The following is a 16,229-nucleotide window of genomic DNA, read 5'->3' as shown; positions in this document are numbered from 1 at the left end:
TGGTCGCTACCGTGCCGGGCCGACCACTTTCGTTTCTCGTGCGTATCCCTGTAATTGGTCAAGTGCCGGTAAACACCGTACCCGACGGGCGTTGGGCAAGCGAATTGTCGAGAGTTCGCATTACTGTTTCTTCGTGCCGCAAACCCTCCTCGTCGTGCTGCTCGCATTGGGTGCTGCTCTGTGTATTGCGATCGGAACTGTGGTGCGACAACGCACGGCAGCGGAAATTCCTCTGGAGGACGTCGGCGTCCTCGGCCCCATCACGACGCTCGTGAAGCGCCCGATCTGGTGGGTGGGAACCGTCGTCGGAATCGGTGGTTACGGGTTGCAGGCCGCGGCCTTGGGCCTCGGATCGCTGCTGCTGGTTCAGCCGCTTCTCGTGTTGTCGTTGCTGTTCGCGCTGCCGCTGGGGGCACGTTTCTCCCATCGAACCATTCAGACGACGGAATGGCTGTGGGCTGGGGCGTTGACCGCGTCGGTCGCAATTCTCGTCGTGGTCGGGGATCCCAAACCCGGCATCGAACGTGCCGAAGCGCGGCACTGGGCGGTGATCTGTCTGATCGGCATTCCGTTCGTCGCGCTGTGTGTGTTCGCCGCGTCGCGAAGTGCAGGGTCGCGAAAAGCGCTGCTGCTCGGCATCGCTGGTGGGACGTTGTTCGGCGTCGCGGCCGTGCTGACGAAAGGCGTCGTACATCTCGTCTCACGTGGAATCGTGCCTGTTCTCACGTCGTTCGAGTTGTATGCGCTGATCGTGGTGGCCGTCTGTGCGATCACGTTGCAGCAGTCGGCCTTTCAGGCGGGGGCGCTGCAGGCGTCGTTGCCCGCGACGACCGTCATGGAACCCGTCGTCGCCTCGATGTTGGGATTCATCGTTCTCGGTGAGTATCTCGACGCCGACCGCAGTGTGGCGGCAGTGCTCGTCGTAGCGCTCGTGTTGATGGTGGTCGCAACGGTGGTGTTGGCGCGTTCGTCGGCCGAGGACGAACCCGCGGTCGCGGCACCGTCATGACGCCCCGCCTGTTGCCGGGAGAGACGTTCGCCGGATACACGGTCGAACGTCTGCTCGGGACGGGCGGGATGAGCGAGGTGTATCTCGTCGAGGGGCGAGAGACTCTCAAGATACTGAACCGCCAAGCGTCGCAGAACGAACGGCTTCGCTCGAAGTTCGTCAGGGAGGCGGAACTGGCTGGGCAGCTGCATCATCCGAACATCGTGTCGGTCCACGCGCACGGTGAGTTCGACGGTCAACTGTGGATGTCGATGCACTACGTCGAGGGGTACAGCGCAGCGCGACTCGTCGCGCGTGGGCAGATCGCCCTGGCGGTCGGCCGCGCAGCACGAATCGTCAGTGAAGTGGCGAAAGGGCTCGATTACGCACACTCGCACGGCATTCTGCACCGGGATGTGAAGCCGTCGAACATCTTGATCAGTACCGAGGTTCCGCCCGATGAACGTGAACAGATTTTGTTGTCGGACTGGGGAATTGCGCGGCTGATCGACGACGACAGCCCCCTGGTGCGGAACGGCACCGTGCTGGCGTCGATCGGATATGCCGCTCCGGAATTGCTACGAGGAGAATCGTTGTCCGCGCGCACGGATATCTATGCGCTCGGGGCGACGCTCGTCGAACTGCTGACGGGCAAGACCCCGTACCCGCTGTCGACGCCTGTGGCGATCATGGACGCACAGCTCAACGCGTCGCCGCCCGTGGTGACCGAGCGTCGTGGAGACCTGCCGATGGGGCTGAATGCCGTCGTCGCAACGGCTTTGGCGAAGAACCCATCCGAGCGATACAGCACGTGCCAGGAATTGTCCGACGCGGTTGCACACGCAGTGGCGACGTCTGCACCGGCCACCCCGCCCCGAAAGCCGCGGTTCGGGGCAGGGTGGCGTCGGCGGCTTTAGTTGTTCGGGTCGTCGTCGAGTGGCCTGTTGGCGACGACGGGGTACTGGCCGGTGTAACCGAGTCGTTCTTCGGCAACAGCAAGAACCTTGGTGCGCACGAGGAACCAGCCACCGATCAACGCGGGGATGATGACGACGAGGGTCGCAATGGTCCACGATCCGATCGGTGCGTCGAACGCCATCAGCACCAGGACGCCGAACAGGAATACAAGCGTGGCGTAGCTGGTGTACGGCGCGCCGAAGAGACGGAACTTCGGGCGTTCGAGGATGCCCTTCTTCGACCACCGATACAGCTGGATCTGGCACAGCACGATCGTCGCCCAGCTCGCGATGATGCCGAGCGCGGACATGTTCAGCACGATCTCGAACGCCTCGCCCGGTGCGATGGCGTTGAGTGCGACGCCGAACAGTGTGATGAAGCACGTCAGCAGAATGCCGCCGAACGGCACGCCGCCCTTCGTCAACTTCTTCGTGAATTCCGGAGCGCTGCCGTTCATGGCCATCGAACGCAGAATGCGGCCCGTCGAATAGAGCCCCGCGTTGAGGCTGGAGAGAGCTGCGGTGAGCACGACGATGTTCATGATCGTGCCTGCACCGCCGAGGCCGATGCTCGAGAAGAACGTCACGAACGGCGACGTGCCCGCGGCGTAGGCGGTGTAGGGGAGGAGCAGCGCCAGTAGGACGAGCGAACCGACGTAGAAGAGCGCGATGCGCGCGATGACCGAGTTGATCGCGCGAGGCATGATCTTCGCCGGGTTCTCCGTTTCACCTGCGGCAGTGCCGACGAGTTCGACTGCCGCGTACGCGAAGACGACACCCGAGATGACGACGACGAGCGGCCACGCACCCGACGGGAACAACCCACCGTTGTCGGTGATGAGGCTGATACCTGGCATCTCGCTGCCGACGGGGATACGTCCAGCCAGGAACACGATGCCGACGATCAGGAATGTCACCAGTGCGACGACCTTGATCATCGCGGCCCAGAACTCCATCTCACCGAACCATTTGACCGACACGAGATTGAGCGACATGACCAGCACGAGCGCGATCAACGCGATGACCCACTGCGGGATGACTTCGAAACTGCCCCAATAGTGCATGTACGTGGCGATGGCCGTGACGTCGACGATGGCCGTCATCGCCCAGTTCAGGAAGTACATCCATCCGGCGACGAACGCTGCTTTCTCGCCGAAGAACTCGCGTGCGTACGAGACGAACGAGCCCGACGACGGGCGGTGCAACACCAGCTCGCCGAGGGCGCGCAGGATGAAGAAGACGAAGATGCCACAGAGAGCGTAGGCGAGGAAGAGGCCGGGGCCCGCGCTGGCGAGGCGTCCACCTGCGCCGAGGAAGAGGCCGGTACCGATCGCGCCGCCGATGGCGATCATCTGAAGCTGACGAGGTTTCAGGCCTTTGTGATAGCCCTCCTCCTCGTGGTCCATCGCTGAATTGTCGTACGTCGTGTCGACCGAATCGGACATGGTGCAATTCCTTGCTGTCGATGCGTTCACGGGCGAATTGTCCGAATTGAAAGGATCGTCAATGTTCCTGTCCTGAACGGTATTTCCGTCTCTTCGTTCGCCGAAAGGTGCTGAATGTAAACAACAGCGCCGGGTGTAAACAGTGCGTGAAACGGACTGGCGGGCTCGAGCATCTGCTCAGAGGCGATGTTGTGCCCTGGGCGAACGAGGGTGGTCATCGGGACACTTCGACCTTGCACTCGCCATGGTCGAGTGCTAGAAATGCAGTTGGCACTCACGCCTTGTGAGTGCCAGGTCGGGACGGTGAGGCTGGGAATCATCGACACCCCTGGTCGTCCGTCGCGGGCACCGAACTCGGCCGAGCAAGTGCAGATGGAGCGACTGGCACACGGTCGCTCTGCGTGTCACCCCCAATCCGGAGGATCACTTCGCAATGGCCAAGATCATCGCGTTCGACGAAGAGGCACGCCGTGGCCTCGAGCGAGGCCTCAACGCCCTCGCCGACGCAGTAAAGGTGACGTTGGGCCCCAAGGGTCGCAACGTCGTGCTCGAGAAGAAGTGGGGAGCTCCCACGATCACCAACGATGGTGTCTCCATCGCCAAGGAGATCGAGCTCGAGGATCCCTACGAGAAGATCGGTGCCGAGCTCGTCAAGGAGGTCGCCAAGAAGACCGACGACGTCGCAGGTGACGGCACCACCACCGCTACCGTTCTCGCCCAGGCACTGGTTCGCGAAGGCCTGCGCAACGTCGCAGCCGGCGCCAACCCACTCGGCCTGAAGCGCGGCATCGAGAAGGCTGTCGCAGCCGTCACCGAGTCGCTGCTGTCCTCCGCCAAGGAGATCGACACCAAGGAGCAGATCGCTGCTACCGCTGGTATCTCCGCAGGCGACGCGTCCATCGGCGAGCTCATCGCCGAGGCCATGGACAAGGTCGGCAAGGAAGGCGTCATCACGGTCGAGGAGTCCAACACCTTCGGCCTGCAGCTCGAGCTCACCGAGGGCATGCGCTTCGACAAGGGCTACATCTCGGCATACTTCGCCACCGATGCAGAGCGCCAGGAAGCCGTCCTCGAAGACGCGTACATCCTGCTCGTCAGCTCCAAGATCTCCACGGTCAAGGACCTGCTGCCGCTGCTGGAGAAGGTCATCCAGTCCGGCAAGCCGCTGCTGATCGTCGCCGAGGACGTCGAGGGCGAAGCTCTCTCCACCCTCGTGGTCAACAAGATCCGCGGCACCTTCAAGTCCGTCGCCGTCAAGGCTCCCGGCTTCGGTGACCGCCGCAAGGCTCAGCTCGCCGACATCGCCATCCTCACCGGTGGAGAGGTCATCAGCGAAGAGGTCGGCCTCTCGCTGGAGACCGCAGGCCTCGAGCTCCTCGGCCAGGCACGCAAGGTCGTCGTCACCAAGGACGAGACCACCATCGTCGAAGGCGCGGGCGACTCCGACGCCATCGCCGGACGCGTCAGCCAGATCCGCGCCGAGATCGAGAACTCCGACTCCGACTACGACCGCGAGAAGCTGCAGGAGCGCCTGGCCAAGCTGGCCGGTGGCGTTGCAGTCATCAAGGCCGGAGCTGCGACCGAGGTCGAGCTCAAGGAGCGCAAGCACCGCATCGAAGACGCAGTGCGCAACGCAAAGGCAGCCGTCGAAGAGGGCATCGTCGCCGGTGGTGGCGTTGCACTTCTGCAGGCTTCGCCCGCAGTCGACTCGCTCAAGCTGGACGGCGACGAGGCAACCGGCGTGAACATCGTTCGCGTCGCCCTCGAAGCACCGCTGAAGCAGATCGCGTTCAACGCAGGCCTCGAGCCCGGCGTCGTCGCAGAGAAGGTCCGCAACCTCCCGTCCGGCCACGGCCTCAACGCCGCGACCAACGAGTACGAGGACCTGCTCGCTGCAGGCATCAACGACCCGGTCAAGGTCACCCGCTCGGCACTGCAGAACGCAGCGTCCATCGCGGCTCTGTTCCTGACGACCGAGGCCGTCGTCGCCGACAAGCCCGAGAAGGCCGGAGCGCCCGCAGGCGACCCGACCGGTGGCATGGGCGGCATGGACTTCTGAGTCCACTTCGCTAGGAGCCCGGCACACCTCATGGTGTGCCGGGCTTTGTCGTAGGGGTGTCGTGAGTGCACACAAGTTCGGTGTGGAGTGCCGGATCGGCCTTCGCGAGTGAACTAGTGTGCAACTCTGCGACGACTCCTCCGGCGCTTGCTCACGACACGAATGATCTCGTCCACGACCTCGTCGAGATGCTGATAGACCGAAGCTGCGGAAAAGCGCAGGACACGCCAGTCGTCGTCGATGATCCAGTTCTGACGAATACGGTCGTTCGTGAACACATCGGACGCAATGTGGAACTCGCGTCCGTCGATCTCGATCACCACTCGCGCCCAGCGGCACACGAGATCTCCGAAGTAGCGGCCGATCCTGGCGTTGATCTCCAGTCGGAACCCTCGGGCCGTGAGTGCGCGGGCAACCATGCGCTCGGGTTCGGATCGGGTGAGCGGGCAGCATGTGCGCAATTGCTCTCGGACAGCGCGGATTCCGTGTCGACCAGGTGACCGGTCGACGAGTAGGGCGAGCTTCTTCCAGTGAACGCGGATACCGATTGCGGCGTCGAACAGTGCCTCGAGTTCTGGGCGGTTCATGGATACGGCCACATCGATCATCGATTGTTCCGGTGTGACCACGGGAAGACCCTGCCTGGTGGACCTCTCTATCTTCCTCCGGTGAAGCGTCACCCAATGCGGTGCGCGGTGCTGTGAGTTCAGCGGAATCGTTGCTTCGACTGCGACCGGCTCGGGTACCAGATCCCACATCCACGCGGCCGTCGTGTGGCTGAACACCGCGTCCGGCTTCCACCTGCTTACAGCCTCGCATTTGTCCAGGTAGGAGGGCTCGTCGTCCGAGTAGATCGATGGAAGAATGCGCGTGCGTGTCGAGGGTCTGATGCCCAAAGCCAGAAGTTCGGATCGTGTGTGTATCGCCATACAGTCTTGGACGCATCACGGCCGTCCCATGGGCAAAAGTTATCCACAGGTGTCGTGAGTGCACACAAGTTCGGTGTGGAGTGCTGGATCGGCCTTCCGAGGCAAACTATCGGGCAACCACGACGGCACACCCCTAAGCTCTGGACATGGACGCAGTCGAACTCGAAGTGGGCGAGCGAACTGTCCGGATCTCGAACCCGGATCGGGTGTACTTCCCGGAGAGCGGGGCGACCAAGCTCGACCTCGTGAACTATTACTTGGGCGTCGGCGACGGGATCGTCCGCGCGCTCAGGGAGCGGCCCTGCATGATGCACCGATTCCCCAAGGGGCTCGCGGGGGACAAAGTGCACCAGAAGCGCGTACCCAACGGCGCACCCGATTGGCTCGAGACCGTGCGCGTGAAGTTCCCGCGCTACAACCGAACTGCCGACGAACTGTGTGTCATAGAGCTTGCCCATGTCGTGTGGGCGGTGCAGATGTCGACCGTCGAATTCCATCCGTGGAACAGCCGTCGGGCAGATGTGGAAAGTCCCGACGAGTGGCGGATAGACCTCGATCCGATGCCGGACTGCCCGTTCGACAGGGTCCGAAGAGTCGCAGGCGTCGTGCATGAGGTTTTGGACGAGCTGGGTGCGACGGGGTGGCCGAAAACCTCTGGTGGACATGGACTTCACGTCTACGTACGCATCGAGCCCGCGTACGGATTCAAGGATGTCCGAAGGGCCGCTTTGGCTTTCGCGCGGGAAGTCGAGCGTCGCGCACCCGACGACGTGACGACGGTGTGGTGGCGCAAAGATCGGGATCCTGCAAAGCTTTTCGTCGACTACAACCAGAACGCGCGTGATCACACGATCGCCAGTGCGTATTCGGTGCGCGGGAATCAGGAAGCAACGGTGTCGACGCCTCTGAAATGGGACGAAGTGGCCGACGTCGATCCGCGGGAGTTCACGATCTTCACGGTGCCGAAGCGCTTCGAGAAGCTCGGAGACCTGCACGAGGGAATCGACGACGCGGTCTTCTCGCTGGACCCGCTCATCGAATGGGCCGAGCGCGACGAGCGAGAAGGCCTCACAGAGCCGGCTAGCGACTGAGCGACTGGACTGCCCCGCGGACGGCGTCGAGGTGCGTGGCCATGGCGTCGGCTGCCTGCTGGTACTGCCCGGACCGGACGCCGGCGACGATGGCGTCGTGCTCGATGTTGGACATCTCCCGTCGTCGGGCAACGAGGTTGAGAGTCTCGGACTGGCGGGTCAGCGCGCCGCGGATGTCGACGATGATCGCTTCGAAGACGCGGTTCTTTCCGGCACGGGCGATGGCGGTGTGGAATTGTCCGTCGAGCGCGACCCATGCCTGGTGGTCGTCCTCGCGGCGCATCCTGTCGGTGAGGTCCGTCAGGATCTGCAGGTCCTCGTCGGTGCGCCGCTCGGCTGCCCAGCCCGCCGACGGGATCTCGACGTGTGGCCGGGCCTCCATGAGTTCGCGGGCTTCATAATTGCCGATGTCGAGGTCGCCGGTGACGCGGTCGCGGACGACGAAAGTGCCTCGGCCCGTTTTGGTTTCGGTGAGACCGAGAGCGGTGCAGGAGCGCAGGGCCTCGCGTATGACCGAGCGGCTGACGCCGTGACGCGCAGCAAGCGCCGACTCCGCGGGGAGCTTCGACCCGATCTCGAGCTGACCGGACACGATGGCGTCGCGCAGATCTGCGAAGACGGCTTCGGCGGCACTCATCCTCGTTGCGGTCGGCTGACTGACCGCCCAGCTGTCCGACAGGCTCATGTCTGAATCGTCCCCTTCTCGCGGGCCGAGAGTCAAGGCGAGGCTTGACGCTTTGGGTGGCTTGGTTCACACTCTAACCTGTCAGACAGCCGGACAGCTGGACAAGCCGAGGAGCGAGCAGTGGTGGACATCCGTGTCGAGAAGGACCTTCTCGGCGAGCGCGAGATACCCGACGAGCACTACTGGGGTATCCATACCCTGCGTGCGCTGGAGAACTTCCCGATCACCGGTCGCCCGATCCACACCAACGGTCACCTGATCCGAGGCCTCGCTGCCGTGAAATGGGCCGCGGCCGCCGCCAACGAAGAACTCGGCATCCTCGACGCCACCCGCGGTGACGCGATCCGGCAGGCCTGCCAGGAGATCCTCGACGGCAAGCTGCACGAGCAGTTCGTCGTCGACGTCATTCAGGGCGGCGCAGGCACGTCGACCAACATGAACGCCAACGAGGTCATCGCGAACCGCGCGCTCGAGATCCTCGGCCACGCCCGCGGCGACTACTCCGCGCTGCACCCCAACGAGCACGTCAACGCGAGTCAATCGACCAACGACGTCTACCCGACGGCCGTCAACATCGCCACCATCTTCGCGGTCCACGACCTGATCGACTCCCTGAAATTCCTGCGCGACGCGTTCGGCCGCAAGGCCACCGAGTTCGAAACCGTCGTGAAGATGGGCCGCACGCAGCTGCAGGATGCGGTGCCGATGACGCTGGGCCAGGAGTTCGGCACGTACGCGATCATGATCGACGAGGACTGCTCGCGCCTCGACGAAGCTGCTTTGCTCGTCCACGAGATCAATCTCGGCGCGACGGCCATCGGAACGGGGCTGAACGCGCCGGTCGGGTACACGGCATCGGCCGTCGAGCATCTTCGACGCAAGACCGGGCTTCCGCTCGTCACGGCGACGGACTTGATCGAGGCGACGCAGGACGTCGGCCAGTTCGTTCACCTGTCGGGTGTGCTCAAGCGCGTCGCGGTGAAGCTGTCGAAGATCTGCAACGACCTGCGTCTGCTGTCGTCGGGACCGCGTGCGGGGCTGAACGAGATCAATCTTCCTGCGATGCAAGCAGGTTCGTCGATCATGCCCGGCAAGGTCAATCCGGTGATCCCCGAGGTGCTCAATCAGGTCGCCTACGAGGTGATCGGCCACGACGTCACCATCACGATGGCCGCCGAGGCAGGACAGTTGCAGCTCAACGCATTCGAGCCGATCATCGTCAAGTCGTTGTCCGAGGGCATGGCGCACCTGGGTGCCGCGTGCCGAACCGTCGCAACTCGGTGCGTCGACGGCATCACCGCCAACGTCGACTTGTTGCGCGACCGCGTCGAGAACTCCATCGGTCTCGTCACGGCGTTGAGCCCGTACCTCGGATACGTCGAGTCGACAGCCATTGCGAAGGAAGCGCTGCTGACCGGGCGTAACGTCGTCGACCTCGTTCTCGAGAAGAAGCTTCTCGCGCGCGAAGAACTGGATCGTCTCCTGAGCCCCGAGCACCTCGCCAATCTGCGCGTCGCGCCCACCGAGCACGCCGACGCCCCCTCGACCTCGACAAGGTAGGCATCCATGACAGTCGACAACACTCCGAGAACGTCCGGTGAAGAGCTCGGATATCGAAAGTCGCTGAAACCGCGTCAGATTCAGATGATCGCGATCGGCGGTGCCATCGGTACCGGCCTGTTCATGGGTGCCGGTGGGCGACTGCATGATTCGGGTCCTGCGCTGGTGCTCGTCTACGCCCTCTGCGGATTCTTCGCGTTCCTCATCCTGCGCGCGCTCGGTGAACTCGTGATGCACAGGCCGTCGTCGGGCAGCTTCGTGTCGTACTCGCGCGAATTCTTCGGCGAGAAGATGGCGTTCGCGGCAGGGTGGCTGTACTGGATGAACTGGGCGATGACGGCGGTCGTCGATGTCACCGCCGTTGCGCTCTACATGAACTTCTTCAAGAAGTACTGGGAGCCGCTCGGTCATGTCGATCAGTGGGTGTTCGCGCTCATCGGTCTGGTCGTCGTACTCGGTTTGAATCTGGTGTCCGTCAAGGTGTTCGGCGAGCTGGAGTTCTGGTTCGCGCTCGTCAAGGTCATTGCGCTCGTGACGTTCCTGGCGGTCGGGGTCTACTACGTGCTGTTCGGAACACCGATCGACGGGCAGTCGCCAGGGTTGAGCGTCATCACCGACAACGGCGGGCTGATTCCCAACGGACTTCTGCCTGCGATCGTCGTGATCCAGGGTGTCGTGTTCGCCTACGCGTCGATCGAATTGGTCGGCACCGCAGCAGGTGAGACCGCCGAGCCCGAGAAGGTCATCCCGAAGGCGATCAACACCGTCATCGTGCGCATCCTCGTGTTCTACGTCGGATCGGTGCTGCTTCTGTCGCTTCTGTTGCCGTACACCGCATATCACGCGGGGGAGAGCCCGTTCGTCACATTCTTCGGTGCCATCGACGTCCAAGGCGCCGACGCGATCATGAACCTCGTCGTGCTCACGGCGGCGTTGTCGTCGCTGAATGCCGGGCTGTATTCGACCGGACGCATCCTGCATTCGATGGCGGTCGCCGGGTCGGCGCCGAAGTTCGCCGCACGCATGAACAAGGCGGGAGTTCCCTACGGCGGCATCGCATTGACAGCGCTCGTCGCACTTGCCGGCGTCGGTCTCAACGCCGCGGTACCTGCGCAGGCGTTCGAGATCGTTCTCAACCTTGCTGCTCTCGGTATCATCAGCGCGTGGGGTGTCATCGTCATGTGCCAACTGAAGCTGTGGTGGCGTGCGCGTCAGGGAACCCTCGATCGGCCGAAGTTCCGCATGTTCGGGGCTCCCTACACCGGTATCGCAACGCTGGGCTTCCTTCTGGCCGTGCTGATTCTGATGGCCTTCGACAAGCCCGTCGGCACGTGGACCATTGCATCCATTCTGTTCATCGTGCCGCTGCTCGTGGGCGGCTGGTTCCTGTGCCGCACTCGAATTCGCGCACTCGCAGACGATCGAGAGGTATGACCGCTTGTCTCACATCGCACTCCTGACCACGGGCGGCACGATCGCCAGTAGCCGCGACGAGAACGGCATCAGTCGTCCCGGCGCGGTGGAGTTCGACTTCGCAGTCCCCGTGCGCGTCACCGATCTCATGTCCAAGGACAGCTCGTCCTTCGACTTCTCGGACATGGATCGCATCGTCGACGCGGTGGCGCACGCGCTGCAGGATCCGGAGTGCGACGGCGTCGTCGTCCTGCACGGAACGGACACGATGGAGGAAACAGCGCTCTTGGTCGACCTGTTTCACGACGACCCGCGGCCGGTCGTGTTCACCGGAGCGCAGCGGACATCCGATCACGCCGATCCGGACGGTCCTTCGAACGTCGCGGCGGCAGTGGACGCCGTGTTGAATCCGTCAGGTCCCGGAGTGTTCGTCGTGTTCGGCGGACGAATCCTGCCGGCCCGAGGCCTGTCCAAGCGCCACACGTCGGAGCTCGATGCGTTCGTCAGTTCCGCCGAAGAGCGGGTAATTCTGCCTCGCACAGAGATTTCGGGTGTTCGGGTCGACATCGTCGCGTTGTATCCCGGCGCCGACGCGGTGGCCATCGACGCCTACCGCGCCGCGGGTGCGCACGGCATCGTGTTGCAGGCGTTGGGATCTGGTAATACCAATGCGGATGTCGTCGCGGCTGTGAAAGCCTGTACGGCCGAGGGCATTCCGGTGGTGATCACCACGCGTGTCCCCGAGGGGTCGATCGAACCGTCCTACGGCGGCGGGGGAGGCGGGGCCGACCTCGTGGACGCGGGCGCGGAGTTCTCACCGCTGCTCCGTGCCGGTCAGGCAAGGGTGTTGCTGGCGGCTCGCATCGCTACCCGACTCTGAAGCTCCACTATCTCGAGAAATTTACCGAAATCGGGAAATCTCGCGAGATAATGGAGCGTCAGGTACGCCTAGCCCCTTGGCGCTCACCGGACCGAGGATACTGGTGGCCATGACACGTGCTCTGTTGATTGTGGACGTCCAGAACGACTTCACCGAAGGTGGTGCGCTCGGCGTCCAGGGTGGTGCCGACGTCGCCCGCCGGATCAGTGGGCTGCTCGCCAAGGAAGGTGACGACTACGACGTCATCGTGGCCTCGCGCGACTGGCACGACGCCGACAGCGACAACGGCGGGCACTTCGCGACGGACGAGGCCCCGAACTTCACGTCGACGTGGCCGGTGCACTGCGTGGCAGGAACCGACGGCGCCGACTATCACCCCGACTTCGCGACGGGCTCGGTCGACGTCCACGTCTTCAAGGGCCAAGGAGAGGCGTCGTACTCGGCGTTCGAGGGCACTGCAGGGAGCGGCACGTCGCTGACCGAGATCCTGCAGCAGAACGGGGTCACCGACATCGACATCGTCGGCATCGCCACGGACTACTGCGTACGGGCATCGGCGCTCGACGCTCTGAAAGCCGGACTGACGGTGAAGGTGCTGACGGGCTACATCGCCGGCGTGGCGCCCGAGACGTCGGAAAACTCGTTGAAGGAACTGGCCGACGCGGGGGCCGTGCTCGTCTAGGAATCGATCGTCGTCGTGATCGCTGTGACCGACGGGTTCTTCGGGGTGCTGCCGAACCCGAAGGTCACCGGCGGTTCGACGGGCGTCAGCCTGCCCAGGTCGTCGCCGTTCCACGACGCCGATGCCGCGGTGATTCGGTGTTGATGGCGCGCGCCGTAGTACTCGCGTCGACCGTTTCCTGCGCTGCCGCGGGTGCGCACACCGCGGAGTACGACGCGTGCAATCGGGTCGGTGAGGGTGCAGAACCACGGTGCCGTGGAGATCGAGGCAGGGACCACGTGCAGAAGCCGGCCGAGTGGAGTCGGGCTTCCGACGTCGATCCTCAGCCGTAGCGGTCCGGCCGTGATCTCGGGCCCGAACGTGACCGGAGTGATGAGTGTGTCGTCGAAAGTGTATGTGGCCGAGACGAACTCACGGACGTCGTCCGACGGTGCCAGGAGCAGGCGGCGGTCGTCTGCGAATTGGATCATGACGTCGGTGAACTCGCCCAGCGGCGATTCGGTCCAGTGGCCCACGACGATCCGAACGCCCGATTCGGTGCCTACCCCGTAGAGCTCGCCGTGAAACCGTGATCTTTCCATCGCTCCGACTCTAACCACGGCACGCGCTACTCGGTGCATGATGGATCGCATGGCGTCTGTGCAACCCACGATCTTCGTCCTGTTCGGTGCGACCGGTGACCTGGCCAAGCGCATGGTGCTGCCGTCGTTCTACCAGCTGCACGTGGAGGGACTGTTACCCGAGAAGTGGGTGCTGATCGGCAACGGTCGGCACGACACCTCCGACGACGAGTTCCGTGATCACGTGCGTGGTGCGCTCGAAGAATTCGGATCCGGGACCGAGGACTGGGATTCGTTCGCCGAACGAATTCGGTTCGCGGGCAAGGGCTTCACCGTCGACGATCCAGGTGCTCTGCCGGACGTGGTCGACGACGCACGCAAGGACGTGGGCGACGACGCGCAGCTCGTGCACTACATCGCGTTGCCGCCGAGCACGTTCGAGGACTACACCAAAGCGCTCGGCGCGCACGATCTCGCCGAGGGCGCACGGGTGGTCTACGAGAAGCCGTTCGGGACGTCGGAGAAGAACTTCGAGGAGCTCGACAAGGCCGTGCACGAAGTCCTGGACGAGAAGCAGGTCTACCGGATCGACCACTTTCTCGGCAAGGAGGCGACACAGAACCTGCACGTCCTGCGGTTCGCGAACGGCATGGTCGACGGCATCTGGAACGCCGAACACGTCGCGCAGGTGCAGATCGACGTCCCCGAAACCCTCGACATCGACGACCGCGCAGAGTTCTACGATCACACCGGCGCAGTCCTCGACATGCTGGTGACGCACCTGTTCCAGGTCGCTGCCGAGATCGCGATGGAACCGCCCGCGTCGCTGAAGGCCGACGATCTGCAGTCCGCGCGTGAGACCGTCATCGGTTCGTTCCGCCCGCTCGACGTCTCGGAGGTCGTGCTCGGGCAATACGACGGCTACCGCGACGTCGACGGCGTGGCGGACGACTCGACCGTCGACACCTTCGTCGCAGCGAAGCTGTGGGTCGACACCGAACGGTGGCGCGGCGTGCCGTTCCTGCTGCGGACCGGGAAGAAGTTGGGCGTCAGTGCTCAGCGTGTGTCGTTGGTGTTCCGGAAGCCGCCGAAATCCCCACTGACCGAGCTTCCCGACGACGGCACGGTGCTGTCGTTCGACCTGTCGGGCAACGGTGCGATCGACGTCGCGATGACGGTCAAGGAGCCGGGTCCGGACTTCGACTTGTCCGTCGGGCATCTGTCGTTGCCGCTGAAGTCGGTGCCCGACGCCGAGCCGCTGTCGCCGTATTCGCGTCTGATCCTCGACGTGCTGAACGGGGATCGGTCGCTGTTCACGCGTCCCGACGGTCTCGCACACGTCTGGAAGGTCGCGGCGCCGCTCCTGAACGACCCTCCGCAGGTCCAGGCCTACGCACCGGGGTCGATGGGCCCCGACGCCGCAGGCGATCTGGCGTCGCCCTGCGGGTGGTTGGTGAGCTGACGCACGTGCACGAAAATACATAGCGGGCTATGTATTTTCGTGCACGTGGCGCGGAGCGCCCTACCAGCGCGCGGCGGCCGAGAACAGATTCTGCGGGTCGACGTCGGCGCGGATGCGCGCGAGCCGATCCCGGGTCTCCTGATCCCACGCCGCACGGACGCGGTCGGCGGGGGCTCCCGTCGCGGCGCCTGCCATGTTGACGAACGCGCCGCAGCTCCACGGCTCGAATTGCCCGACGAATCCGTCGAGAGCACCGGGTACGACGTCGGCCATCGGGGGCACGAGGACACCGATGGCGAACAGGTTGAACGCGGCATCACGACCGGCGACGGCGTTGGCGAGTGCAGGCAGACGGCCGAGTGCACCGCCCATCGCGCGGAGTTCGGCGATCGCCAGCGGTAGTTCCGTCGCGCCGAGGAAGATGTCGACGGCGTCGTCGGTGAGTTCGGTGAGCAGCATGCCGCGTTCCATCGCAGGGATCGGCTCCGTCGGGTCCATGTGCACGGCCGCGATCGCCGGGAACGGGATCTCGGCGATCGTGTCGATGATCGGCTCGGCGATCCCACGCATCGGGGCCAGCAGCGCGTATCCGTCCTCGGTGCAGCTGACGTGGGTGAACCGCAGGTGCAGAACGGTCCGCCCGCGCAGCGGCTCCGGCAGTTCGGGGGCGGGCGGCAGGTGCAGGACGGCGATGGACGTCGTCACCGATTCGGGCAGCGTCGGCACCCACAAACGCCATGCCTGCACGACGGCACGAGCATCGGCGGCGTCGAAGAAGATGCCGCCGCCGAGGACGGTCTGGATCGGGAACAGGTCGACGACGATCTCGGTGACGATGCCGAACGCCGCGCCGCCGCCGCGCAACGCCCAGAACAGGTCCGCGTTCTCGTGCTCGTCTGCCCTGCGCACGACGCCGTCGGCGGTGACGACCTGGATGCTTCGGACGTGGTCGGCGGCGAATCCGTAGGTTCTCGCGATCGGACTCAGGCCGCCACCGAGGGTGTAGCCGACGGCACCGACCGTCGTCGCGGAGCCGGCAAGTCCCGCGAGGCCGAAGGGGGCCGCCGCGTCGAGCACCCGCTGCCAGACGACGCCTGCTCCGATCGTGGCGGTGCGGCCGTGATGATCGATGTCGAGCTTCTCCAACGCGCGAGTGCTGATCAGAATGGTGTCGGGTCCGGCGGCGACGGCGCTGTGGCCGGTGCACTTGACGGCGATCTTCAACCCTGCGCGCGACGCGATGCGCACGGCGGCTGCGACATCGTCGGCGTCGGCCGCGACGAGGATCGCAGCAGGCTGGTGGTCGACGGCGGCATTGAACCCGGTGACTTCGACGACGTACTCGGCAGTGCCCGGCTCCAGCACGAGTCCGCGGGTCGCGAGGTCGAGTTCGGTGGGAACGGCGTTCGATTCGGTGGTGGTCATCTTCGGCTTCGTCCTTCTCTCGGGCGGTGTGTGTGATCCCACCAGAACACCGAGGGATTGGAGTCGACTTGGAGAACTCTTGGAGCACCAACGT

Annotated in this window: 14 protein-coding genes; 9 read left to right on the top strand and 5 right to left on the bottom strand. The window is 64.3% G+C overall.

What is annotated here, in order from left to right; all coding sequences use genetic code 11:
* Window positions 1-133 precede the first annotated feature (133 nt).
* Together CHB96_RS07970 and CHB96_RS07965 are read left to right on the top strand one after the other, a co-directional pair.
* Window positions 134-1,009, top strand: a complete 876-nt coding sequence (locus tag CHB96_RS07970) for a DMT family transporter (protein WP_089244872.1) — start codon at window positions 134-136, stop codon at window positions 1,007-1,009.
* Entirely contained in the window at window positions 1,006-1,905 is a 900-nt protein-coding gene (locus tag CHB96_RS07965; protein WP_089244870.1) for a serine/threonine-protein kinase, read from the top strand. The genes CHB96_RS07970 and CHB96_RS07965 overlap by 4 nt, the downstream gene beginning before the upstream one ends.
* Here the strand turns inward: CHB96_RS07965 and CHB96_RS07960 are convergent.
* Window positions 1,902-3,389 carry an amino acid permease gene (locus CHB96_RS07960; RefSeq protein WP_089244868.1) on the bottom strand — a complete coding sequence of 496 codons (1,488 nt, stop codon included), beginning with the start codon at window positions 3,387-3,389 and terminating at the stop codon, window positions 1,902-1,904. The genes CHB96_RS07965 and CHB96_RS07960 overlap by 4 nt on opposite strands.
* A 433-nt stretch (window positions 3,390-3,822) precedes the next feature.
* On the opposite strand from CHB96_RS07960, the gene groL reads away from it, so the two are divergent.
* A complete protein-coding gene (groL, locus tag CHB96_RS07955; RefSeq protein WP_089244866.1) occupies window positions 3,823-5,448 on the top strand; it encodes a chaperonin GroEL in 1,626 nt (541 codons plus the stop codon).
* A 113-nt stretch (window positions 5,449-5,561) separates the two neighbouring features.
* On the opposite strand, the gene CHB96_RS30345 is transcribed toward groL, so the two are convergent.
* On the bottom strand, window positions 5,562-6,077 hold the full coding sequence (locus CHB96_RS30345; protein ID WP_342746249.1) for an endonuclease domain-containing protein: 516 nt from the start codon (window positions 6,075-6,077) through the stop codon (window positions 5,562-5,564).
* Window positions 6,078-6,523: 446 nt separating this feature from the next.
* Here CHB96_RS30345 and ligD point away from each other — a divergent pair, with 446 nt between their 5' ends.
* A complete protein-coding gene (gene ligD / locus CHB96_RS07945; protein WP_176444197.1) occupies window positions 6,524-7,468 on the top strand; it encodes a non-homologous end-joining DNA ligase in 945 nt (314 codons plus the stop codon).
* Here the strand turns inward: ligD and CHB96_RS07940 are convergent.
* Window positions 7,458-8,153 carry a FadR/GntR family transcriptional regulator gene (locus tag CHB96_RS07940; RefSeq protein WP_089244860.1) on the bottom strand — a complete coding sequence of 232 codons (696 nt, stop codon included), beginning with the start codon at window positions 8,151-8,153 and terminating at the stop codon, window positions 7,458-7,460. The genes ligD and CHB96_RS07940 overlap by 11 nt on opposite strands.
* Window positions 8,154-8,273: 120 nt before the next feature.
* Between CHB96_RS07940 and aspA the strand changes: the two genes are divergently transcribed.
* The 4 genes from aspA (at window position 8,274) to CHB96_RS07920 (ending at window position 12,688) form a co-directional block, all read left to right on the top strand.
* Window positions 8,274-9,713 carry an aspartate ammonia-lyase gene (aspA, locus tag CHB96_RS07935; RefSeq protein WP_089244858.1) on the top strand — a complete coding sequence of 480 codons (1,440 nt, stop codon included), beginning with the start codon at window positions 8,274-8,276 and terminating at the stop codon, window positions 9,711-9,713.
* A gap of 6 nt (window positions 9,714-9,719) precedes the next feature.
* Entirely contained in the window at window positions 9,720-11,147 is a 1,428-nt protein-coding gene (locus tag CHB96_RS07930) for an amino acid permease (protein ID WP_089244856.1), read from the top strand.
* Window positions 11,148-11,151: 4 nt separating this feature from the next.
* Entirely contained in the window at window positions 11,152-12,006 is an 855-nt protein-coding gene (locus CHB96_RS07925) for an asparaginase (protein ID WP_089244854.1), read from the top strand.
* 109 nt (window positions 12,007-12,115) lie between these two features.
* Complete coding sequence (locus tag CHB96_RS07920) at window positions 12,116-12,688, top strand: isochorismatase family protein (protein WP_089244852.1); 573 nt, start codon at window positions 12,116-12,118, stop codon at window positions 12,686-12,688.
* Here CHB96_RS07920 and CHB96_RS07915 read toward each other — a convergent pair.
* Window positions 12,685-13,269: a hypothetical protein gene (locus tag CHB96_RS07915; protein WP_089244850.1), complete on the bottom strand. Its 585-nt coding sequence runs from the start codon at window positions 13,267-13,269 to the stop codon at window positions 12,685-12,687. The genes CHB96_RS07920 and CHB96_RS07915 overlap by 4 nt on opposite strands.
* Window positions 13,270-13,318: 49 nt before the next feature.
* On the opposite strand from CHB96_RS07915, the gene CHB96_RS07910 reads away from it, so the two are divergent.
* On the top strand, window positions 13,319-14,710 hold the full coding sequence (locus tag CHB96_RS07910) for a glucose-6-phosphate dehydrogenase (protein WP_371828992.1): 1,392 nt from the start codon (window positions 13,319-13,321) through the stop codon (window positions 14,708-14,710).
* A 60-nt stretch (window positions 14,711-14,770) separates the two neighbouring features.
* Here the strand turns inward: CHB96_RS07910 and CHB96_RS07905 are convergent, their stop codons facing one another.
* A complete protein-coding gene (locus CHB96_RS07905) occupies window positions 14,771-16,135 on the bottom strand; it encodes an FAD-binding oxidoreductase (protein WP_089244846.1) in 1,365 nt (454 codons plus the stop codon).
* Between the last annotated feature and the right edge of the window lie 94 nt (window positions 16,136-16,229).

The organism is Rhodococcoides kyotonense (genome assembly GCF_900188125.1).
GTDB lineage: Bacteria > Actinomycetota > Actinomycetes > Mycobacteriales > Mycobacteriaceae > Rhodococcoides > Rhodococcoides kyotonense.
Note: the sequence above shows the minus strand (reverse complement) of the source record. Positions and strands in the feature narration are given on the sequence as shown.